The sequence below is a fragment of the Pseudomonas sp. SG-MS2 genome (genome assembly GCF_009933855.1).
GTDB classification, from domain to species: domain Bacteria; phylum Pseudomonadota; class Gammaproteobacteria; order Pseudomonadales; family Pseudomonadaceae; genus Aquipseudomonas; species Aquipseudomonas putida_E.
Window position 1 is genome coordinate 1 of the sequence record NZ_MOMO01000222.1, and the last position, 22,976, is coordinate 22,976.

The window sequence follows — 22,976 nt, forward strand, 5'->3', positions numbered from 1 at the left end:
ATGAAGGGACGGCGACATGCAGCTGCTCGATTGGACTGGGAGGAGCGATCAGGCCCCACGCGCTGTTCTAGTTCTGGCGAAGAGCGATAAGGATCATCGTCCCTGATGAGCTGGTTATAGCCTCAGTCACACCGTGTGCAGCACGATGAGCCATTCACTGGTCGTGCTGACGTTCCAGCAACAAGGCTGGAAAGGGGTCGTCATCCACCAGCAGCCTTCGGCCTTTCCGCGGGAGGCGGTATGTCGCAGCCCAGCTACTCGTCGCTGGGGGCCATCCACAGGGCTGCTTTCTGAGGGGATAACGAACTAAAGACGCGAAATTTACGCGTTGGTGATTTTTTGTGGGAAGGACTAAACGTTTCGGGTGCGTATGCCGAACAGGTAAGTACGATGATCAAAAATCGATCATCTCTGATTGAGAAGGCTTGCGAAATGAAAAAGCTTTACCGTGCGCTCTGCATGATCTGCACTGCCATCGATTGCATCCTTTACGCGGCGCGCAACTACTGCATCGAGAACGATTGGGTTGTCTCGGGGGCTAAGAAGCTATTGGTGATCGGCGGGATTTTCATCGCCATCTGCTCTGCCATGCTCTGGCACGCCTCTGCGATCATGCAGGAACAGCTCGCAATTGCGGGGCATCTCGATCCGGCGGAAATGGTAGCTACCACCAAGGCATCAGCAATGCTAAATACTAAAGCCGCCATGCTGGGTGTTACCGCAGCGCTGATGAATGGCTTGTTCTATTGGCTTGGGACGCTGAACAACCTCAAGGACGATTAATCGAGTCTGTGTAGCTCGTAAATTGTGCTTCGGTCCGCCGACGGAGATGACGTGATCTCCGTCGTTGGGCTGGTTGCATCAACCGGGGCGGATCTCGATCAAGGGGCGGCATGTTGAGGGCGGGACGTCTCTTGAAGCATCGAGGCAAGTCTGCGGGCGCTCATCAGTGGCATGAACTCTTCCTGTCTTGCCTACTTACTGGAGCATGACCCACCACTGTATGGGTTGTAGGGACGTGGCTTAACGTCCTTAGCGTTCCATTGAGGTCTGATACCTGGCGAATCCTCTCGTAGAAGGTTATGTGCAATGAGCATTTCATTTGCAGCAATCAGATTCGCCTTCATAGTTTCGTAAGCGTGGCCACCCTCGTAGTATTCGCTTTTAGCGTGGTCGCGCTCCTCCTGCGCTCGCTTGACCTCCTGGTTCAGCTCAGCATTTTCATTCCAAGCGTTGTTTCTCTCTTCGAGGGCTGCGTCCGTTGCTGCCTGACCCTCCGAAACCTTTTTCTCATAGGCTTTGATTTCTCCGGCATGTGACCTTTTCAGTGTCGCGATCTCTTCACGAAGCTGAGTGATTTCGGCATCTTTCTCTTTCGATTTCTTGAGCCGTGCCTTGAGCTTCTTTTTGAGTGGGGCTTCGACCACCAGTTCGTGTTCAGCTCTGACCGTTTTAAGCAAATCGTTCAGTTTGCTGGCGGAAAATTCCATCAGCGTCTTGGACCGTTTGCCTTCGACTTGGGTGGTCGCGATCGAGGAGTAGAAACCCAGATCCATCGCGATTTCCCACCCTCTTGGAAGCTTCGTGCCAGCCTCATACTCTTTGCGAGTCGCCCGGCTTATGATCTTTCCAATGCTACTGCTCATCACATTTATCCTTGAGTTGGCAGGGGCTTTCTTCGGGCTGGAGCGAGGCCTAGCCTAAAAACGCCTGCATTTCCCTGCGCCTTCCACGAGTGAGGCGGCATCGTATCGGTATATAGCCATATGCCATTAGCAATTGCTAGCGACCAGGTCTGGATGCGTGGTGCATGGATTGATGCGCACGAGCTAAAGGAGGCTAGAGACCGGCTGGTTCACGTGTGCTCTGTGTACCCCGCTGGGCTCAATCGCCGGCTGCGGACTTGCGCTGCGCTCGCCGATGCTCAGCCGTAATTGGCGATGTGGTTAATGCGGATGCGTTAGGGGTACATCTGTACTCTTTATTGTTTGGCGTCATATGGTCTTAGCGAGGAGGAGGGCGGGCTGCATCGGCTAGGGCGTTCGAATGCTCTTCGTGCGCTGATGCAAACCATAAACATGACGTCCCGAGTCAGCCATGAAAGAGCGTTAATGGTCTCCTTCTGCTCCCCCCACTGAGAGGTCATGCAGATGCGGTATTGGCGCATGGCCGTCTCGCAGGGCGCAGTTCGAGAGCAACTGCAACTATCCAATGAATGGCTGCGATGGGTCACCAGGCGCCGGCCACCGATGCCTCTTTCAGCTTCACCTTTTCGGTTTTTCCCTTCATATCACCCATCATGATCCACGCAGGGATGGGCTTAGGTGGGCGCGTGTACCACGTCACGCAAGCGTTGATCACATCCTTCTGTAGAAGGCTCTGCGCGACCCGCCGCTCCAGATAGTCTGTCAGTTCCATGTTCGGGTCGAAGAAGAAATCCCCATTTTTGCTTAGATCGGCAGGGCTCGAAGTCATGGAATCAATGCGGCGCTGAAAGGATTTGGAGGGGGCGATGAAGTCGTGTTTGGCGGATTGGGAGGTCTCGGGGAAGATCGGACTCATGAAATCCAGGACGTGCTCACCGCAGGCTACCACCGCATGGAAGCCGTTCTCCGAGCTTTGTATCTCATCGTTGACCAAGTTTGCGAAGCAGAGAACATTGGATTCCCTTTCGTCGACCATGAGGCACATCGCGCCCGCAAGCGGGTGGGCTTCCTTACGGTAGTGGTGGCGAAGGATAGCTGCGCCGGCCATGCTGAAAAGCCAGCAGGCATGGGTTGTCTCTGCATCAGCAGAATCCAGAACGCTTCTAATGACCCGGTGGATTCGCAGGTAATCGAGAAGAGGGATTAGTTCTTGCGATTTTTTGCTCATACGGTTCCTGTAGCGGCGGTGCGGGCTCAAGATGTGCTGCCGATGATAGCCCATAGCTACATCTTGGCCAGCCTCCCCTGACCACACTCCGTGTGAAGGGATCCAGAGGCTAAAACAGTGCTCCTTGCGCCCGATCCTAACTAGGACCTCACGCGGCCTCGCTCTCCACCCCGCTGGTCTCATCCCGCTCCGCGGCTATTTCAACGTTCGTTTTGCCGTACTTCTCGATTTGGGCGTGAATGTTGAAATCTTCTGTAATGATGTCGTTGATCATGCCCTCATTAGCCATAACCAACGCCCTAGCGAGATCTAGATAATACTTGTAGGTAGTAGCGATGCTGCTATGCCCCATCTGTTTCATCAAAGTCTCGGCGAAAGCTGCATCAATTACATCTGCTGCCTCCGTCAGCAACAGGGCTCCTCGGTGTTGCACCATCATCATGGTCGGCCACCAATGGCGGGCTTGATAGAAATTGTTACCTTTGCGGAACGTTGGGTCTTTCTTGATCGCTAGCTCTGCTGCATAGGTGGTGGCATCTGAGATCATTTTTTCCGTGACTGGCTCGCCCTCGGATGTCAGAAAAAGAATCGAAGGTGGGCAGGCCTTCCCGTATTTCGCCTTGTATTTTTTCTTTCTCGCGGGATAGTCCTTCTTGATGTAGGTGCTTTCCAAATCTCTCAACGCATAGGCGGGTATGATAATCGTTCTCAGCTTATTGCCTTTACCGATTAGCGTGTATTCGTATTTGGTCTGCCCCTTGTCCATCGATGAGAACGGCATGATGTGCTTGTTTTCCGCATTGCCAAGGAACGGGAAGTCACAAAGCTCTGAAGGCCTCATTGCTGTGGAGAGAGCGAAGCAGAAAAGAGATGCGTAGACGCTATCTGGATATACAGAGATAAGTGTCAGGACGTCTTTATTTGTGATCAGCGACTTGGCCCTCCCTTGCTTCGCCTCTCGATCTAAGACTCGAATGGAGTCAGTATCGTATCGGACGCCCGCCTTCTTATGTACGTAAGAGAGCAGTGTGTCTCGTTTGAAGTTCGCGACCCAAGTCTGAAGCTGGATTTTCACGTTTGTCTGGATGCCGGCCTCCATGGCCCATCCAAACATGTTGAGCAAAATTTTAGCCTCTTCGAAGATTGTGTGGGAGCTGGGTCGTACGGCACTATTTTTAATTCTCTTGATCTGCCGCGAAATCTGCCATCTACGAATGTCTAGGTTTCGAACTCGCGTATGGTAATCCCCAGGGGACAGATCCTTGAAATAGCTCTGAGTGGCCAAAAATCTGTAAAATTTCGAGATGACGTTTGCATAGCGCCTCGATGTCATAATCGAGGAGCGGGTTTTTTTGTAGAGATAAAGGTTCGGTACACTCAGCAAGACTTTCTGCTTTTTTACTTCAGCGATCAGGATATAGTGCGAAACCTCATGCTCAAGCTCTACGCTGGTATAGGTTATTGGCTCAACATTGATTTTTAGGTTTTTCATATCACTTCACCTTGAAAACCCTGACCTCGTCGACGCCCCACGTAATCATGGGGGGCCTAGCTTTATCAGCGTGTGTAAATTCTTCCTCTGGCACATCCCGGTACCTGAATTTGCGATTTGCAGCCGTGATTGCTTCTGACGTGCTATGGGGCATGTGAATTGATATAGAATCCATCTTGGATAGCCGAGAGAGTGCGATGCCTACCTCTGCCTGGGAGAAAACCGGGAGGCGGAGACAAGCGGTGAGCTTGTTGATTTTGGCGGGAATCGACTCGCAGAAATCGCTGAACGGATAGAGAAAGCGATCCATATATATAATCAACTCTATCTTCGAAGGGTCAGGCAATTTGATAATGGCATCTATGGCTTCATCTATCGCCTTTTCTTTTAGATCCTCGTACTCATCAAAGCTCTGGCTCTCTTTGTAGGCGCTGTTGGCTTTTTCCAGGTCCGGCTCGAATGTCAGGAAATTTTTGGGGCTTTTGCTCGCGCCTTGGCTGGCCAGTTGCGATTCGGCCTCATTCATCTGAAGACGAGTCTGTCGAAGCTCAAGGGCGGTGAGCTTCTTAGTGAGCATTTCGTTGTGCTGCGTCTGGCTGGCCAGTAGCGCGCTCATCTCGTTGGCCTCGAACGCAAGAATGTCGTTGTTCATCAGAGAGGTGACGTGCTGCGACACCGCCTGCTCAAGCTCTTTAGCGTGGCGTTTCTTCAGGTCTTCGATGTCGTTTCGCAGTTGATCTGATTCACGATCTCGCTGAGCAAGGAAATTCCTCGAAGCATCCGGATCGTCGGCTAACAGCTCAGCGATGGACTGGCCTTCGCTGTAGGGCTTCAGGTCGCTGTAGAAGCGATTGAAGGATTGCCGGCTAATCTCCGCACGCTCTGCCAGCTTGCCAATGGGCAGCTTTTTTAGGCCGAACTCAAGCTGGTGCTCTTTGATCACCTCGATCAGGCGGGTTCGCGTATCTACAAGCTGGGTCATACGCTCACCGTGCTTGCGATGATCTGGCTGGCTTGGCTGTTCTGGCGATTGAGAGTTTCAAGGTGTTTGGAGTTGGACTCGATCTTCTGGGCAATAAGACGTTTGGCCTTGTCGGTCAAGCTGTCGCCGCCATTCTCCAGCACGGTGGTATAGAACTTCACGTTATCTGCAAGCGCCTGGGCCGCTTTACCAACCACTACCGCATGCTTGCAGCTGAGATCGCAGTGGGTGGGGTCCGGCAGCAGAGGCGAAGTGACGTCCTTTCTATGAGCCAGGCACGGCGGCAGGTTTGGCGCAGTGTGCGATTCGGATGAAAGGCAATAGCTGCCCAACGCCGTTCGGTGGATGAAGAGTGGCTCTCCCGAGGACAGCAAGTGCGAGATGTACACATAGATCGTCAACTTCAGCTGCTTGCCCGAAAATGCGTCTGGGCGGGCTTTGAGTCGATCCAGGATCCGCTCAGCTTGCGGACCCGAGGAAGCCCCTTCCTTGATGGAGGTGAGAAGCGACGTGAATTCTGCCGTGTAATTTTGTTCGATAGCCTGCGCCACCCCGCGAACGAGGTGGGGGTTGCGGGAGATATATTTCAGCGTCATCGAATAGCTTTTGTGGCCGAACAGGTGGCGAATGATGTCGATATTCCGCTCGCTGCGATTGATCAGGATCTCGGCGATCGTTTTCCTGAAGCGGTGCGAGTGGATACGGTCCACAGCTACCTCCGCGTTCAGCTCTCGCGTAATCGCTTGTATCATGCTGGTCGAGGGCTTGTTGACTGTTTTTCGGCCTTTGGTCGACTGGAATATGAAGTTTTGCGCCTTCAGGGTGTAGATAGAACGAAGCGTCTCCAGATCCTCAATTTTTTGGCCAATGTAGCTTGGCAGCGGAATGATGTCGTCTTCTCCATCGTAGCTCGGCTCATCGCTTGTCTTGAAGCGTTTGATTTTGAGTGCATAGCTACCGTCAGGATACTTGATCAAATCATCGAAGGTGAGAATGCACAGCTCTCCACTTCTCAGGCCTGTCAACAGCGCTAGGAGGATATAAACGGCGTTTCTGATTTTGTCTATGCTCGTAGCATAGGATCGTAGCCAGCTATAAATATGCTGCTGCTTCGTATTATATTCATATTCATAGCTCTTTTTAGAGGCCGAAAGTATTTCGGTTCCGTCTACGCTGATGTTTAGATTTTTTTCAACGTCATGGTCAGTTTCATAGCGAACAATCGCCGCTTTTGTCGTTGTGTCTAGTTGATGTTGTTTGACATAAGCGACGGTCTCAAGAAGTCTTGGAATAGCCTTATCTGTCCAGAAGAAGGCGTACTCGCAGAGCTTGCTGAGGTCTTCTTCAGAAAAGGGTTGCCAGGTGCTCAAGCTGCCGGAAAATTGCCGCATCACGTCTTTTCGGCGTTCAACTGTGTCTACTTTTTCCAGCTTTGCATTCATTTTCAGCTGAGCGGGAATAAGACCCTGTGTGGAGAGGGCTCCCCAAAGCCTAATCATGTAGTAAAGCGAATGATAATGTCGAGCAGAGTCAGAGTCTTTCGCTGCATCAAGGGCTCGATTGAGCATCCGGTAATTGATGAGGGCGAGAGATTCTGGCGTGCCGTCTAGGAAATTTGGCTCGAACAGGTACTTTTCTAGCATTCCAAAGTACATGGACTGACCATACGTGGTTGTAAAGCTGCGGATAGTGCCGAATGGTGAGAAATCAGGAATGAAGTGGTATGTGATGGCCTTTTTCAGCTCTCGCATTGGCTCTGGCATGCCGTCAAAATATATGCGCTTGACTGCACCATACCGGTTTGTATGAAGAGTCCAAACGTTCTCCCCGTACGTAGAGTGCGCAGAAATTGGGAAGTCCCCATTTGGGTATTCAGCAAGCTTAATGACCAGTCCGCCGGCGCGCTGCTGCAAAGGCACGTCACCGGTTTCTCTGAGCAGTTCCTCCAGCTCGGCTTCGGCTGCTTCCTCGATATCTGCTGCGTACTCTTGATCAAGCTCGTCGCTGAGGTCGTCATCGTCCTCTTCCACAATCTCGTCATCATCGTCTAGAGCGCGCCCGCCACCTACTGAGTCTTTTATCTGCGCTCCTTGGGGCAGGTCTCCCTCTCGTGCGCCGCTCTCACAGTCAAGTTCATCGTCTAGGTCATAGCTATCGAGGGCACAATCTGGGCCTTCATCTAGCGTTGCGGTGTCAACATAGCCGGCATAGATCAATTCGTTTGTCTGAGGCTTCTTGTTGGTCATTTCATGTCCTCTTCTTCAAAAATCAATTGCAAAAAATCAAGATCACGGGGGAGAAGGGCTGGGTTGCGGCGTTCATAGCGAGCCGCCCATTTAATAGCGTCGTCGTCATTCCACTCCTCCAAGATTGAGCTGATGATCGAGGACTCTGTCTCCAAGCTATTGCTGTAATCCGAGTCAGTCTCAAGCTGGTCATCAATCAGCTCGGTTACGTGGATCCTGCGCTGCATCAAATAAGGCAGTGATTCCTCGTGGATCATGCACTGCTCACAGAACAGGCAGTTTCTGATTGAGTAGCAACGATCTCCTTCCGCCACGTGGTTACGAGCGCCGATCCAAGTGGGCCTGCGTTGGTTCGAACAGCTCCACAGGGGAAGCTCGTGTCCAGGGATGTGAAATACCTTCATGGGGACATCAATCGCAGGCGCTTGCTTTAGGCCGAGCAGGCCAGTGAACTCTCGCTTACGCAACAACTCCAGAATTGCCTCCTGCTCAGACGCGAGGCGCTCGTAGCGCTCCTGTACGGCTGCGCCCGAGGAGTCGTAACTCACATCTGTCGTATTTTGATCGGAGTGATGCATCTGCATCGCCAGGAGCCCAAGTCCTGTGCTCTTCTCTTTGCGCTGGTAAAGGCTCCAGGTCGGGCGCAACCGCTTTGTAATGTCCTTCGCGCTCTTAAGCCGTGCGCCTTTCTCGTATACGGGGTAGAGGGTTAGGAAGTCCTTAACGCCGCGAGTGAAAGCTTTCAGGTTGTTGGCCGCCGTGTGGCGACCGCCCTTCGAGGGCCAAGATCCGTAGTAACGAAGGCAGAGGAAGAGATCGTTGTAGGGCACCTTTTCTTGGCCAAACGGCCTGACATCAAATTCGTAACCCACCAATGGCTCTGCGAGCTTCTCGGCTAGCTTGAGTAGGTTGTAAACGGAATACTTGTCGTGTCGGTTGCTGGAGGCAATGACATCCTTGGGGGCGTAATACGGCTTATCGAGACCCTGGGAGCGGTTTTTCTCTGATTGAACGATGACCTGCGATTCGGAAGCTGCACCTGTCAATGGGTGCTCCATGTTGTCACCGTCGACGCACAGCACCGACTCTTTATTCCAGTTGCTCTGGAGCATGGCAAACAAGATGATGCACGACATGTCAACCATGGTTGGGTAGTACGCACCGAGGACATCGTCCCAAGGCCGGACAGGGTGCTTGATGAGGCGCTTCGCACCCACTCGATTCCACCGGAATAGCATGAGCTGAACGATGTCTTGGCAGTCACCCCTCGATATCAAGTATTTGGGGGCGTAAGTGGTGGCGATAGACTCCAAAGAGAGGTCCATAGGGTAACCGTGCTTTAGCAGGGTTTTGTGGACTCGGCTTTCGTCGGGGTCCCAGTGCCACAGGCTGTTGTGTACAAAGGGATCAGTAGGGGACTCAAAGCGATAGCAATCCGGGCGTGCCTCATAGAGCTTGTTGAACTCAACCAAAAGATCAGGGCTGTCCATAAGGGCCGCAAGCTCAGGGTCGTTTGTATGCTTTATTTTGTCCGCAACCACACGAGTTGAAACCTTCAGCTTCGTGTCGCGACGAAACTGAGCCCATTTGAAGATATTCTCTCGGGTATGGTTTGGGGTGTAAGTCTGAATGACATCATCAAACACATAAGGCTCGGCTGTCGCCACTGCTTCGCGAAAAGCTAGCTTCTCATAGAGTGTATCAACGTGCGTCTTGAGCGCGCCCACGAGCATCTCATACGCCTCACCCGTCAATGGAAGCGTCTTCTTATGGTCTTTGCCTGTGATCGATGGCAACTGAACCTGCGGCAACAGATCTGTTTCTTTGGCGATTAGGGTGATTGCTGATTTGAGCTTGCTCGCGTTGCTTTTCTTCTCTTGATTCGCAAGCAGGTAGGTCCGGAAGTTGTTGAAGACTTCTGCGCTGATATCCGTCAGGTATTTTAGGCCCAAGCTTTCGGGGTTTCGCTCGTTGAAGTCTTTGGCAAAGTCGAAAAATAGCATGATGGCTTGGCGCAATGCGTAGCCCGAAAGCCTGCGGTGCGTAGCGGCGTACTTGACGAATACCAGGTGTAGAGACAAGCATAGTGGAGACTGCTTGTCCCAGAAAGGGTGGCCTTGGTAGTTGCAGGGGATAGGCTGTGAGTCGGTTGTGGGGGCTAGTTCATAGGAGCTTTCTGTTGCTGGGATGAAGCGGAAGTTCACTGCGCTGTTTCCTTTTGCCCATTCTATATCGCGCAGCGAACCTTCAAAGAAGCCCAGGCCTCCTCAATTTTTTGTCGGTAATCTGCAATGGTTCCATTATTATGAATAACAGTATCGGAACTTGCAACTGCAATGCCGGCTTCGGACGAATGCTCTTTGATCTTTGTCGCGTCATCTCGGACGATATGCCAGATCTCACCACCAAGATCTCGGATGTATTTGGCTTCATTTTCGAACCGAATATCCTTGATGATGATGACCTCTTTTCGGTCGAGGAGAAGTTCGGGGTGAGTTGGTTTTTCTGGGTGGAAAGTGTTTATATGATTTACACGCCTAGTTGCAAAGTCAGGAAACTCTTGGGTTGCGAGCTTCTTTACTAGGGCGATTGCGGTCTCTGGAGATATGCCCCAGAAGCTGTCTATTTCGGTCTTGGTCGTGGACCAAATCTGCTCGTCGCTGAAGCCGAAGAACTCTTGAGTGGCACGCATGAACGGCGTTTCAGGATCTCGCGCTTCTGCTTCTGTTAGCGGGCGGGGAAGCAGAGGGGGAGTGTTAATCTCACGGTCAGCACGCTTCAACCAATGAAGTGCGTCATGGCTGTCACGCAACCATTCGGTACCGACCAGCTGGAAGAATTCACGTGGCGACATATCCCATGCCTCCAGCCGCACCTCCTTTGCGGTATCATCCCAGGTTTGAGAATTCGATAATCCGAACAGTGACTGACATCCAGCCTTCAGCGGATTGGCTAGGGCGTAGCTAGCTATCTCCGGATGCTCCATCAGGAAAGCGGCACCTGTGTCCTTCCCTGATCTCGCCTTTGCAGCGAGGCCGATGATCTTTTTCACTGGGTTCTCTCCGGGCAAAAGCTTGATTCTAAAGGCTTTCAGGGGAGAAATTCGAGGTTTACATACAAAGGCTTTCCGAAACATATCATGACGTTTACATATTTAGACGTTCCGAAACAAGACGCTACCTACGCCTACCAAGGCGGTGGCCGCGGCCTTTCGGTAGAGCGGATCGCCGTGCTCGAGCAGTTCGTTCAAGGCGAGCTGCGCCCCGACCTGACGCTGGTTTTCGACCTGCCGGTGGAAGTAGGTTTGGCCCGTGCTGCTGCCCGTGGGCGGCTGGATCGTTTCGAGCAGGAGGGCCAGGCCTTCTTCGAGGCCGTGCGCCAGGCTTACCTGCAGCGCGCCCGGCGCGAGCCGCAGCGCTACGACCTGCTGGACGCGGCGCAGCCGCTGGAAGCCGTGCAGCGCGCCATTGACGCGCTGTTGCCGGGCATCCTGGAGCGTTGCCGTGGCTGAAGCCTACCCTTGGCAGCAGGCGCTGTGGCAGCAGTTGGCGGGCCGTGCGCAGCATGCCCACGCCTACCTGCTGCACGGGCCGCAGGGTATCGGCAAGCGCGCCTTGGCCGAGCGCCTGATGGCCCGCTTGTTGTGCCAGCAGCCACAGGGGCTTGATGCCTGCGGGCAGTGCAAGTCCTGCTTGCTGCTCAAGGCGGGCAGCCATCCGGACAACTTTGTGCTGGAGCCTGAAGAGGCTGACAAGCCGATCAAGGTCGATCAGGTGCGCGAGCTGGTGTCGTTCGTCGTGCAGACGGCGCAGTTGGGCGGGCGCAAGGTCATCCTGATCGAGCCGGTCGAGGCGATGAACGTCAATGCGTCCAACGCCCTGCTCAAAAGCCTGGAAGAGCCTTCCGGCGACACCGTGCTGCTGCTGGTCAGCCACCAGCCCAGCCGGCTGTTGCCGACCATCAAGAGCCGCTGCCAGCAGGTCAGCTGCCCGCAGCCGAGCCTTGCCCAGAGCCAGGCCTGGCTGGCCACCGCGCTGGCCGGCAGTGACGAGGCCGAGCGTGACGAGCTGCTGACCCTCGCTGCCGGCTCGCCGTTGATGGCGGTGAACCTGCAGGCCCAAGGTGTGCGCGAGCAACGTGCGCTGGTGACCGATGGGGTGAAAAAGCTGCTTAAGCAGCAGCAATCACCCAGTCAGCTGGCCGAGGCGTGGAGTGGTGTGCCCTTGTTGCTGCTGTTTGACTGGTTCTTCGACTGGTCGCACCTGATCCTGCGTTATCAATTGACCCAGGACGAGGAGGGGCTAGGCTTGGCCGATATGCGCAAGGTGGTGCAATACCTTGCGCAGAAGAGCCGGCAGGCCAAGGTACTCGAGGTGCAGGCGTGGATTCTCGAGCAGCGCCAGAAGGTGCTGGGCAAGGCCAACCTCAACCGCGTGCTGCTGCTGGAAGCCTTGTTGGCCCATTGGGTGCAGTTGCCCGGCTCCCGCTGATTTTTCATTTTTCATGTGTGACGTCTCCCATGCTCGTAGATTCTCATTGCCATCTCGACCGTCTTGACCTCAGTGCCCATCAGGGCTCCCTCGATGCCGCCCTGCAGGCGGCCCGCGAGCGCGGGGTCGGGCATTTTCTGTGTATCGGTGTCAGCGCCGAAAATGCCGGGGCAGTGAAGGCGCTGAGCGAGCAGTACGCCGATGTCGACTGCTCGGTGGGCGTGCACCCGCTTGACCTGGCCCCCGGCGAGACCCCAGCGCTGGAATGGCTCCTGCGCGAACTGGCGCACCCGCATGTCGTCGCGATCGGTGAAACCGGGTTGGACTACCACTACGAGCCGGAGGCGGCCGAGCTGCAGCAGGCGTCGTTCCGCCTGCACCTGGAGGCGTCGCGCCAGACCGGCAAGCCGGTGATCGTGCATACGCGAGCAGCCAAAGCCGACACCTTGGCGCTGCTGCGTGAGGCCAGCCTGCCGCAGGCCGGCGTGCTGCATTGCTTCACCGAGGACTGGGAAATGGCCAAGGCGGCTCTGGACCTGGGCTACTACATTTCGCTGTCCGGTATTGTCACCTTCCGCAATGCCGATGCGTTGCGCGAGGTGGCGCGACAGGTGCCGGTCGATCGCTTGCTGGTGGAGACCGATTCGCCTTACCTGGCTCCGATTCCTTACCGTGGCAAGCCTAACCTGCCGCAGTATGTGCGTGAGGTGGCCGAGTACGTGGCTTCCTTGCGCGGCGTCAGTTGTGAGCAGTTGGCCGGGCAGACCACCGACAACTTCAAGCGGTTGTTCCCTTTGGCCCGGGTAGCCTGAGCCCGGCGCTGACTTTCAAGGGCGCTGCAAATCTGCCCGTGGCCCCAGCTGCGCCATTGAGGCAAAAAAAACCCGGGTTCTGGGGGAGGAATCCGGGTTAAGACCATTAGGAGTAAAACAAAGGTACGCGGTCCGTGAGCACCTTTATCGACGCGCCACTGGGGGGGATGCGCCGCGCCAACACTTCAAGTATTGGTCAGGTTTGGCGCAGTGCCAGTGCCAATTGTTCGTTTTTTAAACAGATTTGGAATACGCCCGGGCCCGCTTCCTTCCTCAGCGCATGGCCAGGCGCCGTACTTGCTGCACAGCTTCGTCGATAAGCCGCTCACTGGTATAGAAGTGCGGCGAAAAGCGCACACCTGGGCCTCGTAGGGCACAGATCGTCCGCTCTGCGGTCAGGCTGCGGTGAATGTCTGCGCTGTTCTGGCCGCAAATACTGAATGTGACGATTCCACCCCGTCGCGCCGGGCTATCCGAGCTGTGCAACTGGACCCCGGAAATACCCGCCAGCCCTTGGTGCAACTGCTCGACACGATACTGCAATTGCCGGGCAACTTCGTCCATGCCGACTTCCTCGAGCAGCGACAGGCTGGCCTCCAGCGCGCAGGCGCCGAGCATGTTCGGGCTGCCGCATTCGAACCGCCGTGCGCTGCGGGCGGGCTGCCATTGGCGGCGTTCGAAGTCACCCAGATTATCCAGCATGTGCCAGCCATAGGCGTTGAGCCTTAGCTGCGGGCGCAGCGCGGCCCTGCAGTAAAATACCCCCAGGCCTTCAGGGCCCAGCATCCATTTGTGCCCGTCAGCCATGGCGAAATCACACTCATAGCGCTGCACGTCGAAAGGCAGGGCGCCAATTTGCTGAATGGCATCGACGCAGAACAGTACCTTGCGTGCCCGGCACCCCTGGCCCAGGCGCGTCAGGTCCAGGCGCAGGCCGCTGCCGAACTGCACGGCGCTGACCGCCAGCAGGCGTGTGCGCCGGTTGCAGGCCGCCAGTAGCGAAGCCTCCGGATCGGCCCCGGCGAGGCTTGCCTGAACCACCTCGACGCCGCGATCGGTCAGCGCCTCCCAGACAACCCGGTTGGAGGGGAACTCCTCGTCGCTGATCACCACCTGGTCGCCGGGTTGCCAGTCCAGGCCGAAAGCTACCAGTGACAGCGCCTCGGAAGTGTTCTTGACCAGCGCGATATCGCCGCGTGAGGGTGCGTTGAGCAGGCGCGCGAGCCGCTCACGCAGGCGTCGCTCGGTGGCCAACCATGCCGGGTAGTCACTGGCGCCCAGGTTCACGTTTTCCCGCGCAAAGCGCGCCACGGCTTCGCTGGCCCTGCGTGGCCAGGGGGCGATGGCCGCGTGGTTCAGGTAGCGCAGCCCCGGAGCCTGGTCAAACTCATCGTGAAACATAGACATGGTTGGATGATCCGTGCAATTTGCTGCAAGTTAGGCATAATAAACCGCTTCAATGTCATCCAGTCCTTCCCATGCAGAAAGAACCTCGTAAGGTCCGTGAGTTTCGCCGTCGCGAACAGGAAATCCTCGATACTGCGCTCAAGCTGTTTCTCGAACAGGGTGAAGACAGTGTCACCGTCGAGATGATTGCTGACGCTGTAGGTATCGGCAAAGGTACGATCTACAAGCACTTCAAGTCCAAGGCGGAGATCTACCTGCGCCTGATGCTCGACTACGAGCGTGACCTGAATGCGCTGTTGCATTCGGCCGATGTCGACCGCGACAAGGAGGCGCTGTCGCGCGCCTATTTCGAGTTCCGCATGCGCGACCCGCAGCGTTACCGGTTGTTCGATCGCCTGGAAGAAAAGGTGGTCAAGGGCAACCAGGTGCCGGAGATGGTCGAGGAGCTGCACAGCATCCGTGCCTCCAACTTCGATCGGCTGACCCAGCTGATCAAGGGCCGCATCAGCGAAGGCAAGCTCGAAGACGTGCCGCCATACTTCCATTACTGCGCCGCCTGGGCCTTGGTGCACGGTGCCGTGGCGCTCTACCACTCGCCATTCTGGAGCAATGTGCTCGAGGACCAGGAAGGTTTCTTCCAGTTCCTCATGGACATCGGCGTGCGCATGGGCAACAAGCGCAAGCGTGACCCGGAACCCGCGAACTGAAGCGCTCCGTCCCGGTCGGTTGAATTCGGTGTGGAACGGGGGCTTGCAAAAACCTGAATTTTGAGTCAGGTTTTGCCGGCCCCGTTTCATCCATGCCGGAGTCATTCATGATTGTCGATCGTCAAGGCAGGCGTTTTCGCAACCTGCGCGTCAGCCTGACGGCTGCCTGCAACTATGCCTGCAGCTACTGCGTGCCCAACGGCAAACGCCTGGTTGCGGCGCAGGATGAGCTGTCCGCCGAGGCGCTGGCCCGCGGGGTGGCCTATCTGATCGAGGCAGCCGGTATTGAGCGCCTGCGTATTACCGGCGGTGAGCCACTGGTCAGCCCCAGGCTGGATGCTTTTTTGGCTGCAGTGGCCAAGCTCGAGCTCCAGGACATCACCCTGACTACCAATGGTCAGTTGCTCGGGCGCAAGTTGCCGCAGTTGCAGGCGGCCGGCATCCGTCGTCTGAATGTGTCCCTCGATACGCTCGACCCCCAGGCATTTCGGCGCATCGCCCGTGGTGGCGACCTGACCAGCGTTCTCGCGGGCATGCAGCAGGCCAGTGCCAGGGGCATGCAGATCAAGGTCAACATGGTACCCATGCGTGGGCAGAACCTGGACCAGGTTGTGCCCATGCTCGACTACTGCCTGGCCCGCGGTTTCGAACTGCGTTTCATCGAACTGATGCGCATGGGCCATCTGGCCCGTGATCACAACGCATTCCTGCAGCAGTTTGTGGGGCTCGACCAACTGCTGGATCTGATTGGCCACGCGCATGCATTTGAGAGGGCCGATGCGCCGCTGGATGCCACTGCGCTGCGTTACCAGGTGCCGGGCAAGGGCCATTTCGGCGTGATCGCCAACGAGAGCGTACCGTTCTGCCGGAGCTGCTCGCGCCTGCGCCTGTCATCTACCGGCTGGCTGCACGGGTGCCTGTCGTCGAGCAACCGTCACTTTGTCGGCGATCTGCTGGAGCAGCCCCGTCATCAGGCGCTCCCAGCCCTGCAGCGGTTGCTGGTCAAGGCGTTGGCCGACAAACAGGCGCTGGCGTTTTCCGGTGACGTGATGGTGATGAAGGTGATTGGCGGCTGATCTGGCGCAAAAGCTGCATCCGCCGGCTATTCGCCGGTTTTTCGTCGCCGGTCACTGGAGGAAAGATGCGTAGCCTGGTCTTGCTGCTGGCGCTTATGGCGCTGGGCGGCTGCATGAATGTCAGCGATATGGGCGAGGGCGTCCGTTACCACATGAGCGATGCCGGCCTGCTGGATCACAGCGACACACGCCGCACGCTGTCGATTCGCCTGCAGCCCGATTCGTTCATCTTCATCGGCCAGGGCGCCTTCATGCCGCCAAGCAAAGGGCCAGTACCGAAGCAGAACGTGGTTGCCGAGGAGGCCTTCAAGAGCTTCGTCGAGTATTTTCCGCTGGTACGGCGCGCCCAGGGCCCGCTGGGCCTCGAAGAGGCCATCGCCGAGGCCCGCTCGGTCGGCGCCGACTATGTGCTGTATACCCGTTTTGCCCGCACCGACGACCGTATCGGCAATGGCGATGAGTGGTATGACGAGCAGGCTGTCGACCGCCTGGGCTGGGACACCGGTGTGGTGCAGATGATGCTGATCGAAACCAGTACCCGCTACCTCATCGACACTGCGCGAATCAAAAGCCGTGGCGGTTTGTTGACGTTCCACGACAATGCTCCGCAGGATTTGCTCGCAGCGCCGATGCGCGAGTACGCTCGTAGCCTTCTGGGCATGAGTGAGTGAGGGCAGGGTGATGACAGATTCCGGCAAGGCCAATGATCTTCTGGCGCAGTTACCCAAGCACAAGGGCCTGCCGCCGGTGCATCTGTGGAATCCGGACTTCTGTGGCGATATCGATATGCGTATTGCCCGTGACGGTACCTGGTACTACCTGGGCACGCCGATCGGGCGCAAGCCGATGGTGCGCTTGTTTTCCACCATCATCCGCCGGGATGGCGACGACTACTTCCTGGTCACGCCGGTAGAGAAAGTGGGTATTCGGGTCGACGATGCGCCGTTCGTTGCCGTTGCGCTGGATGTGCGGGGCACGGGCGAGCAGCAGGTGCTGAGTTTTACCAGCAACGTCGAGGATCAGGTAGAGGCCGGGCCGCGCAATCCGCTGCGGGTAGAGGTTGACCCTGTCACTCAGGAGCCTTCGCCTTATGTGCTGATGCGCAACAATCTAGAGGCGTTGATCCATCGCAATGTGTTCTACCAGTTGGTCGAGCTGGCGGTGCCTCGTGAGATCGATGGCGAGCAATGGCTGGGCGTCTGGAGCCATGGGCAGTTCTATCCCATCGGGCGCAACTGCTGAATACCTCGGCGTAGCAATAAAAAAAACCTCCAGTGCTTGCGCATCTGGAGGTTTTTAGTATTTGGCTCCGCGACCTGGACTCGAACCAGGGACCCAATGATTAACAGTCATTTGCTCTACCGACTGAGCTATCGCGGAATCTGCGCATATCTTACCGATTGCCAGGGGCAAGTCAACCCGCCCCCAGCGAATCAGCCAGCCAAATCAAGCAGTTACAGCACCTCTACGATGGCCTTGGTGACCACGTGGATGTTGCTCTGGTTCAGTGCGGCCACGGCGATGCGGCCGGTGTCCAGTGCATAGATGCCGAACTCGTTCTTAAGGCGTGCCACTTGCTCTACGGTCAGGCCCGAATAGGAGAACATGCCCGCTTGGCGGCCAACGAAGCTGAAGTCGCGCTTGGCGCCGTACTCGGCCAGCAGTTCGACCATCTGCTTGCGCATGCCGTGGATGCGCTGGCGCATTTCACCCAGCTCGGCTTCCCACATCTGGCGCAGTTCGGCGCTGTTGAGTACGGTGGCAACGATGGTTGCGCCGTGGGTCGGCGGGTTGGAGTAGGTGGTGCGGATCACGCGCTTGACCTGCGACAGCACGCGGGTGCTTTCGTCTTTGTTGCCGGTCACGATCGACAGTGCGCCAACGCGCTCGCCGTACAGCGAGAACGACTTGGAGAACGAGCTGGAAACGAAGAAGTCCAGGCCCGACTCGGCGAACAGGCGCACGGCGAAGGCGTCTTCGCCGATGCCCTCGCCAAAGCCCTGGTAGGCCATGTCGAGGAACGGTACGTGGCCCTTGGCCTTGACCACTTCCAGAACGTTTTTCCAGTCGTCCAGGCCCAGGTCGACGCCTGTCGGGTTGTGGCAGCAGGCGTGCAGGACAATGATCGAGCCAGACGGCAGGTTGTTCAGGTCTTCGAGCATGCCGGCGCGGTTGACGTCGTTGCTCGGGGCGTCGTAGTAGCGGTAGTTCTGTACCGGGAAGCCGGCCGTTTCAAACAGGGCGCGGTGGTTCTCCCAGCTCGGGTCGCTGATGGCGACCACGGCATTGGGCGACAGGCGCTTGAGGAAGTCGGCGCCGATCTTCAGTGCACCGGTACCGCCAACGGCCTGCACGGTAACCACGCGGCCAGCGGCCAGCAGTGGCGACTCGGCGCCGAAGATCAGTTTCTGCACGGCCTGGTCGTAGGTGGCGATGCCGTCGATCGGCAGGTAGCCGCGCGAAGCGTGCTGGGCGGCACGCTGGGTTTCGGCTTCGATCACGGCGCGCAGCAGCGGAATGCGGCCTTCCTCATTGCAGTACACGCCCACACCCAGGTTGACCTTGTCGGTACGGGGATCGGCGTTGAATGCTTCGTTGAGGCCCAGAATGGGGTCGCGGGGTGCCAGCTCGACAGCGGAAAACAGGCTCATTGTTACCTTGGCTCTGAATGGAGAGTGATAGGGCGTACACGCTCCAGCCGAATGCACTGAAGCGGTGCACAAACGGGGAGTCAGTATAGTGATACCGACCGGTCACTGCGACAGTGTGGCGCAGCTTTTCCGGCTATTTGCGCAAATTTTTTTCAACCATTGGTCGAATTGCCCGGTCCACCGCAGTGAGCGTTCATACCGCCGCCTTGAATGCGGCCCCAGGCGGGCGCATTTGGGTATAGACTACTGGCTAAATTTACAGTTGCTGCGTTACCGCGAGGTCCGACATGTCCGAGTTCCAGCTCGTCACCCGTTTTCAGCCGGCCGGCGACCAGCCCGAGGCTATCCGCCAGATGGTAGAGGGCATCGAGGCAGGCCTGTCGCACCAGACCCTGCTCGGTGTGACCGGCTCGGGCAAGACCTTCAGCGTTGCCAACGTCATTGCGCAGGTGCAGCGCCCGACCTTGGTGCTGGCGCCCAACAAGACGCTCGCCGCGCAGTTGTATGGCGAGTTCAAGGCGTTCTTCCCGAACAACGCCGTCGAGTATTTCGTTTCCTATTACGACTATTACCAGCCCGAAGCCTACGTGCCTTCCTCGGACACCTTCATCGAGAAGGACGCTTCGATCAACGATCATATCGAGCAGATGCGGCTTTCAGCGACCAAGGCGCTGCTGGAGCGTCGCGATGCGATCATCGTCACCACGGTTTCATGCATCTACGGCCTGGGCAGCCCCGAAACCTACCTGAAGATGGTCCTGCACGTCGACCGCGGCGACAAGCTTGACCAGCGCGCGCTGTTGCGCCGCCTGGCCGATCTGCAGTACACGCGCAACGAGATGGACTTTGCCCGTGCCACCTTCCGGGTACGCGGCGACGTCATCGATATATTCCCGGCCGAATCGGACCTCGAAGCCATCCGCATCGAGCTGTTCGACGACGAGGTGGAGAACATCGCTGCGTTCGACCCGCTCACCGGGGAAGTCTTCCGCAAGTTGCCGCGTTTCACCTTCTACCCCAAGAGCCATTACGTTACCCCGCGGGAAACCCTGCTGGAGGCGGTGGAAGGGATCAAGGATGAACTCAAGGACCGCCTCGAGTACCTGCACAAGGCCAACAAGCTGGTCGAAGCCCAGCGCCTGGAGCAGCGTACCCGGTTCGACCTGGAGATGATTCTCGAACTGGGTTACTGCAACGGCATCGAGAACTACTCGCGCTACCTGTCCGGGCGCCCGGCCGGTGCACCGCCGCCCACCCTCTACGACTACCTGCCGGCCGATGCGCTGCTGGTGATCGACGAATCCCACGTCAGCGTTCCGCAGGTCGGGGCGATGTACAAGGGCGACCGCTCGCGCAAGGAAACGCTGGTCGAGTACGGCTTTCGCCTGCCATCGGCGCTGGACAACCGGCCGATGCGCTTCGATGAGTGGGAGTCGGTCAGCCCGCAAACCATCTTTGTCTCGGCAACGCCCGGGCCTTACGAGGCCGAGCACGCCGGGCGGGTGGTCGAGCAGGTGGTGCGCCCGACCGGGTTGGTCGACCCGCAGGTCGAGGTGCGTCCGGCGCTGACCCAGGTCGACGACCTGCTGTCGGAAATCCACAAGCGTGTGGCGCTAGGCGAGCGGGTGCTGGCCACCACGTTGACCAAACGCATGGCTGAGGATCTCTCCGACTACCTGGCCGATCACGATGTGCGGGTGCGCTACCTGCACTCGGACATCGATACCGTGGAACGGGTCGAAATCATCCGTGACCTGCGCCTGGGCACTTTTGATGTACTGGTTGGCATCAACCTGCTGCGCGAGGGCCTGGACATGCCCGAGGTGTCACTGGTGGCGATCCTGGACGCCGACAAGGAAGGGTTCCTGCGCTCCGAGCGCTCGCTCATCCAGACCATCGGGCGTGCCGCGCGCAACCTCAATGGCCGCGCGATTCTCTATGCCGATCAGATAACCGGCTCCATGCAGCGTGCCATCGATGAAACCGAGCGCCGCCGCGAGAAGCAGATCGCTTTCAACCAGGCCAATGGCATCGTGCCCAAGGGCGTGGTCAAGGACATCACCGATATCATGGAAGGCGCCACCGTGCCGGGGTCGCGCAGCAAGAAGCGCAAGGGCATGGCCAAGGCCGCCGAGGAGAGCGCCCGTTACGAGGCCGAACTGCGCACGCCGGGCGAGATCACCAAGCGCATCAAGCAACTGGAAGAGAAAATGATGCAGTTTGCCCGCGACCTGGAATTCGAGGCGGCGGCGCAGTTGCGCGACGAGATTACCAAGCTGCGCGAGCGGTTGATTACCAGTTGAAGCCTGGTTCGGTCCTTGGGGAGCGGCATGATTTTTGGCGGTCTCCAGGCGTCCGATAGCCCAATAACCCACCTCCCGCGCTGGAGCGCGGTGCCCGCACCCTGCTAACATCGTGCCTTTGTTTCATCTTTCGTTCGAGACCCTCCATGACCACCGTACGCACGCGTATCGCGCCATCGCCCACGGGCGACCCCCATGTCGGCACCGCCTACATCGCCCTGTTCAACTACTGCTTCGCCAAGCAGCATGGCGGTGAGTTCATCCTGCGCATCGAGGACACCGACCAGTTGCGCTCGACCCGCGAGTCGGAGCAGCAGATCTTCGACGCCCTGCGCTGGCTTGGCATCGAGTGGAACGAAGGCCCGGATGTGGGCGGCCCGCACGGCCCGTACCGGCAGAGCGAGCGCGGCGAGATCTACGCCCAGTACGCCAAGCAACTGGTCGATGCCGGCCATGCGTTCTACTGCTTCTGCACCGCCGAAGAGCTGGAGCAGATGCGCGCCGAGCAGATGGCCCGTGGCGAAACCCCGCGCTACGATGGCCGCGCGTTGCTGCTGAGCGACGAGGAAGTGCAGCGCCGCCTGGCCGCTGGCGAGTCCCATGTGATCCGCATGAAGGTACCGAGCGAAGGTATCTGCGTGGTCCCGGACATGCTCCGTGGCGATGTCGAGATCCCATGGGACCGCATGGACATGCAGGTGCTGATGAAGAACGACGGCCTGCCGACCTACTTCCTGGCCAACGTGGTCGACGACCACCTGATGGGCATCACCCACGTACTGCGCGGTGAAGAGTGGCTGCCATCGGCACCCAAGCTGATCAAGCTGTACGAATACTTCGGCTGGGAGCAGCCCAAGCTGTGCTACATGCCGCTGCTGCGCAACCCGGACAAGAGCAAGCTCTCCAAGCGCAAGAACCCGACCTCGGTGACCTTCTACGAGCGCATGGGCTTCATGCCTGAGGCCATGCTCAACTACCTCGGCCGCATGGGCTGGTCGATGCCGGACGAGCGCGAGAAGTTCTCCCTGGCCGAAATGGTCGAGCACTTCGACCTGTCGCGTATCTCTCTGGGCGGCCCGATCTTCGACATCGAGAAGCTGTCGTGGCTCAACGGCCAGTGGCTGCGCGAACTGCCGGTGGCAGAATTCGCCGCGCGCGTGCAGAAGTGGGCGTTCAACAGCGACTACATGATGAAAATCGCCCCGCACGTGCAGGGGCGGGTCGAAACCTTCAGCCAGGTTGCTCCGCTGGGTGGTTTCTTCTTCGAGGGCGCGCTCAAGCTCGACGCCAAACTGTTCGAAAGCAAGAAACTCTCCGCCGACCAGGTGCGCCAGGTGATGCAGTTGATCCTGTGGAAACTGGAAAGCCTTCGCCAGTGGGAAAAAGAGCGTATCACCGGCTGCATCCAGGCAGTGGTCGAAGCGCTGGAGCTGAAGCTGCGTGACGCCATGCCGCTGATGTTCGCCGCCATCACCGGCCAGGCCAGCTCGGTGTCGGTGCTCGATGCCATGGAGATCCTCGGCCCTGACCTTACCCGCTATCGCCTGCGCCAAGCCCTGGACCTGCTCGGTGGTGTGTCGAAGAAAGAAAACAAAGAGTGGGAAAAGCTGCTGGCCAACATCGCCTGATGCGGCTTTGACGCGGGGCCATTGCCAGCGGGCTATGCCGCTGGCAATGGTTCAAGTGCTCAAAAGCAGAGTGCGCAAATCAGGGCAGGGTGGTAAGTGGTTGTTATCTGTGAAAAAACTTTTGGATATTTTCAAAATTTCGTTTGACAGCCCTGCAATCCGAACTTAATATGCGCCCCGTCCACAGCGATGAACGAAACGAAGTGCCAGGCACCCAGCCGGTGATTCAGTTCAAAGCGACATTGTGGGGCTATAGCTCAGCTGGGAGAGCGCCTGCATGGCATGCAGGAGGTCAGCGGTTCGATCCC

General features: G+C 57.5%; 18 protein-coding genes, 1 tRNA gene and 1 pseudogene. 10 read left to right on the forward strand and 10 right to left on the reverse strand.

Annotated elements, in window-relative coordinates; all coding sequences use genetic code 11:
* Positions 1 to 432: 432 nt before the first annotated feature.
* The gene (locus tag BLX42_RS18455; RefSeq protein WP_161872348.1) at positions 433 to 783 is read left to right on the forward strand and encodes a hypothetical protein; all 351 of its coding nucleotides are present in this window, start codon (positions 433 to 435) and stop codon (positions 781 to 783) included.
* 191 nt (positions 784 to 974) lie between these two features.
* Here BLX42_RS18455 and BLX42_RS26950 read toward each other — a convergent pair whose 3' ends face one another.
* The 7 genes from BLX42_RS26950 to BLX42_RS18490 all read right to left on the reverse strand — a co-directional run bounded on the left by BLX42_RS26950 (position 975) and on the right by BLX42_RS18490 (position 10,646).
* On the reverse strand, positions 975 to 1,646 hold the full coding sequence (locus BLX42_RS26950; protein ID WP_254912404.1) for a hypothetical protein: 672 nt from the start codon (positions 1,644 to 1,646) through the stop codon (positions 975 to 977).
* A 583-nt stretch (positions 1,647 to 2,229) separates the two neighbouring features.
* A complete protein-coding gene (locus BLX42_RS18465; protein WP_256672039.1) occupies positions 2,230 to 2,874 on the reverse strand; it encodes a DUF2026 family protein in 645 nt (214 codons plus the stop codon).
* Between the two features lie 148 nt (positions 2,875 to 3,022).
* On the reverse strand, positions 3,023 to 4,366 hold the full coding sequence (locus BLX42_RS18470) for a site-specific integrase (RefSeq protein WP_178110740.1): 1,344 nt from the start codon (positions 4,364 to 4,366) through the stop codon (positions 3,023 to 3,025).
* A 1-nt stretch (position 4,367) separates the two neighbouring features.
* Positions 4,368 to 5,348, reverse strand: a complete 981-nt coding sequence (locus tag BLX42_RS18475) for a hypothetical protein (RefSeq protein ID WP_161872350.1) — start codon at positions 5,346 to 5,348, stop codon at positions 4,368 to 4,370.
* Positions 5,345 to 7,594 (reverse strand): tyrosine-type recombinase/integrase, encoded by a 2,250-nt coding sequence (locus BLX42_RS18480; protein WP_161872351.1) that lies wholly within the window; start codon positions 7,592 to 7,594, stop codon positions 5,345 to 5,347. Before BLX42_RS18480 ends, BLX42_RS18475 begins: the two co-directional genes overlap by 4 nt.
* Entirely contained in the window at positions 7,591 to 9,798 is a 2,208-nt protein-coding gene (locus tag BLX42_RS18485) for a hypothetical protein (protein ID WP_161872352.1), read from the reverse strand. The genes BLX42_RS18480 and BLX42_RS18485 overlap by 4 nt, the downstream gene beginning before the upstream one ends.
* A 23-nt stretch (positions 9,799 to 9,821) precedes the next feature.
* Entirely contained in the window at positions 9,822 to 10,646 is an 825-nt protein-coding gene (locus BLX42_RS18490) for a deoxynucleotide monophosphate kinase (protein WP_161872353.1), read from the reverse strand.
* 120 nt (positions 10,647 to 10,766) lie between these two features.
* Here BLX42_RS18490 and BLX42_RS18495 point away from each other — a divergent pair.
* The 3 genes and pseudogenes from BLX42_RS18495 to BLX42_RS18505 form a co-directional block, all read left to right on the forward strand.
* Positions 10,767 to 11,105 (forward strand): annotated as a pseudogene (locus tag BLX42_RS18495) (dTMP kinase); the annotation flags it as partial.
* On the forward strand, positions 11,098 to 12,084 hold the full coding sequence (locus BLX42_RS18500) for a DNA polymerase III subunit delta' (RefSeq protein WP_046786553.1): 987 nt from the start codon (positions 11,098 to 11,100) through the stop codon (positions 12,082 to 12,084). The pseudogene BLX42_RS18495 and the gene BLX42_RS18500, both read left to right, overlap by 8 nt.
* 29 nt (positions 12,085 to 12,113) lie before the next feature.
* Positions 12,114 to 12,896: a TatD family hydrolase gene (locus tag BLX42_RS18505; protein WP_161872355.1), complete on the forward strand. Its 783-nt coding sequence runs from the start codon at positions 12,114 to 12,116 to the stop codon at positions 12,894 to 12,896.
* 273 nt (positions 12,897 to 13,169) lie between these two features.
* On the opposite strand, the gene BLX42_RS18510 is transcribed toward BLX42_RS18505, so the two are convergent.
* Positions 13,170 to 14,303 carry an aminotransferase class V-fold PLP-dependent enzyme gene (locus BLX42_RS18510; RefSeq protein ID WP_161872356.1) on the reverse strand — a complete coding sequence of 378 codons (1,134 nt, stop codon included), beginning with the start codon at positions 14,301 to 14,303 and terminating at the stop codon, positions 13,170 to 13,172.
* 71 nt (positions 14,304 to 14,374) lie between these two features.
* Between BLX42_RS18510 and BLX42_RS18515 the strand changes: the two genes are divergently transcribed.
* The 4 genes from BLX42_RS18515 (at position 14,375) to BLX42_RS18530 (ending at position 17,328) form a co-directional block, all read left to right on the forward strand.
* Positions 14,375 to 15,010, forward strand: a complete 636-nt coding sequence (locus BLX42_RS18515) for a TetR/AcrR family transcriptional regulator (RefSeq protein ID WP_046786550.1) — start codon at positions 14,375 to 14,377, stop codon at positions 15,008 to 15,010.
* 107 nt (positions 15,011 to 15,117) lie between these two features.
* Complete coding sequence (locus tag BLX42_RS18520; protein WP_161872357.1) at positions 15,118 to 16,086, forward strand: GTP 3',8-cyclase MoaA; 969 nt, start codon at positions 15,118 to 15,120, stop codon at positions 16,084 to 16,086.
* 65 nt (positions 16,087 to 16,151) lie between these two features.
* The gene (locus tag BLX42_RS18525) at positions 16,152 to 16,757 is read left to right on the forward strand and encodes a DUF4823 domain-containing protein (RefSeq protein WP_012313444.1); all 606 of its coding nucleotides are present in this window, start codon (positions 16,152 to 16,154) and stop codon (positions 16,755 to 16,757) included.
* Positions 16,758 to 16,767: 10 nt separating this feature from the next.
* Positions 16,768 to 17,328 (forward strand): DUF1285 domain-containing protein, encoded by a 561-nt coding sequence (locus tag BLX42_RS18530; protein WP_046786547.1) that lies wholly within the window; start codon positions 16,768 to 16,770, stop codon positions 17,326 to 17,328.
* A 62-nt stretch (positions 17,329 to 17,390) separates the two neighbouring features.
* Here the strand turns inward: BLX42_RS18530 and BLX42_RS18535 are convergent.
* A tRNA-Asn gene (locus BLX42_RS18535) sits at positions 17,391 to 17,466 on the reverse strand.
* A 74-nt stretch (positions 17,467 to 17,540) separates the two neighbouring features.
* Complete coding sequence (locus BLX42_RS18540) at positions 17,541 to 18,737, reverse strand: amino acid aminotransferase (RefSeq protein ID WP_039604031.1); 1,197 nt, start codon at positions 18,735 to 18,737, stop codon at positions 17,541 to 17,543.
* Between the two features lie 287 nt (positions 18,738 to 19,024).
* On the opposite strand from BLX42_RS18540, the gene uvrB reads away from it, so the two are divergent.
* Together uvrB and gltX are read left to right on the forward strand one after the other, a co-directional pair.
* On the forward strand, positions 19,025 to 21,040 hold the full coding sequence (uvrB, locus tag BLX42_RS18545) for an excinuclease ABC subunit UvrB (RefSeq protein ID WP_161872358.1): 2,016 nt from the start codon (positions 19,025 to 19,027) through the stop codon (positions 21,038 to 21,040).
* Between the two features lie 146 nt (positions 21,041 to 21,186).
* Positions 21,187 to 22,668 carry a glutamate--tRNA ligase gene (gltX, locus tag BLX42_RS18550; RefSeq protein ID WP_161872359.1) on the forward strand — a complete coding sequence of 494 codons (1,482 nt, stop codon included), beginning with the start codon at positions 21,187 to 21,189 and terminating at the stop codon, positions 22,666 to 22,668.
* The last annotated feature ends 308 nt before the right edge of the window (positions 22,669 to 22,976 follow it).

Coding starts and splice junctions, on each gene's coding strand:
- BLX42_RS18455 (WP_161872348.1), top strand. CDS start 433: ATGAAAAAGCTTTACCGTGCGCTCTGCATGATCTGCACTGCCATCGAT.
- BLX42_RS26950 (WP_254912404.1), bottom strand. CDS start 1,646: ATGAGCAGTAGCATTGGAAAGATCATAAGCCGGGCGACTCGCAAAGAG.
- BLX42_RS18465 (WP_256672039.1), bottom strand. CDS start 2,874: ATGAGCAAAAAATCGCAAGAACTAATCCCTCTTCTCGATTACCTGCGA.
- BLX42_RS18470 (WP_178110740.1), bottom strand. CDS start 4,366: ATGAAAAACCTAAAAATCAATGTTGAGCCAATAACCTATACCAGCGTA.
- BLX42_RS18475 (WP_161872350.1), bottom strand. CDS start 5,348: ATGACCCAGCTTGTAGATACGCGAACCCGCCTGATCGAGGTGATCAAA.
- BLX42_RS18480 (WP_161872351.1), bottom strand. CDS start 7,594: ATGACCAACAAGAAGCCTCAGACAAACGAATTGATCTATGCCGGCTAT.
- BLX42_RS18505 (WP_161872355.1), top strand. CDS start 12,114: ATGCTCGTAGATTCTCATTGCCATCTCGACCGTCTTGACCTCAGTGCC.
- BLX42_RS18510 (WP_161872356.1), bottom strand. CDS start 14,303: ATGTCTATGTTTCACGATGAGTTTGACCAGGCTCCGGGGCTGCGCTAC.
- BLX42_RS18515 (WP_046786550.1), top strand. CDS start 14,375: ATGCAGAAAGAACCTCGTAAGGTCCGTGAGTTTCGCCGTCGCGAACAG.
- BLX42_RS18520 (WP_161872357.1), top strand. CDS start 15,118: ATGATTGTCGATCGTCAAGGCAGGCGTTTTCGCAACCTGCGCGTCAGC.
- BLX42_RS18525 (WP_012313444.1), top strand. CDS start 16,152: ATGCGTAGCCTGGTCTTGCTGCTGGCGCTTATGGCGCTGGGCGGCTGC.
- BLX42_RS18530 (WP_046786547.1), top strand. CDS start 16,768: ATGACAGATTCCGGCAAGGCCAATGATCTTCTGGCGCAGTTACCCAAG.
- BLX42_RS18540 (WP_039604031.1), bottom strand. CDS start 18,737: ATGAGCCTGTTTTCCGCTGTCGAGCTGGCACCCCGCGACCCCATTCTG.
- uvrB (WP_161872358.1), top strand. CDS start 19,025: ATGTCCGAGTTCCAGCTCGTCACCCGTTTTCAGCCGGCCGGCGACCAG.
- gltX (WP_161872359.1), top strand. CDS start 21,187: ATGACCACCGTACGCACGCGTATCGCGCCATCGCCCACGGGCGACCCC.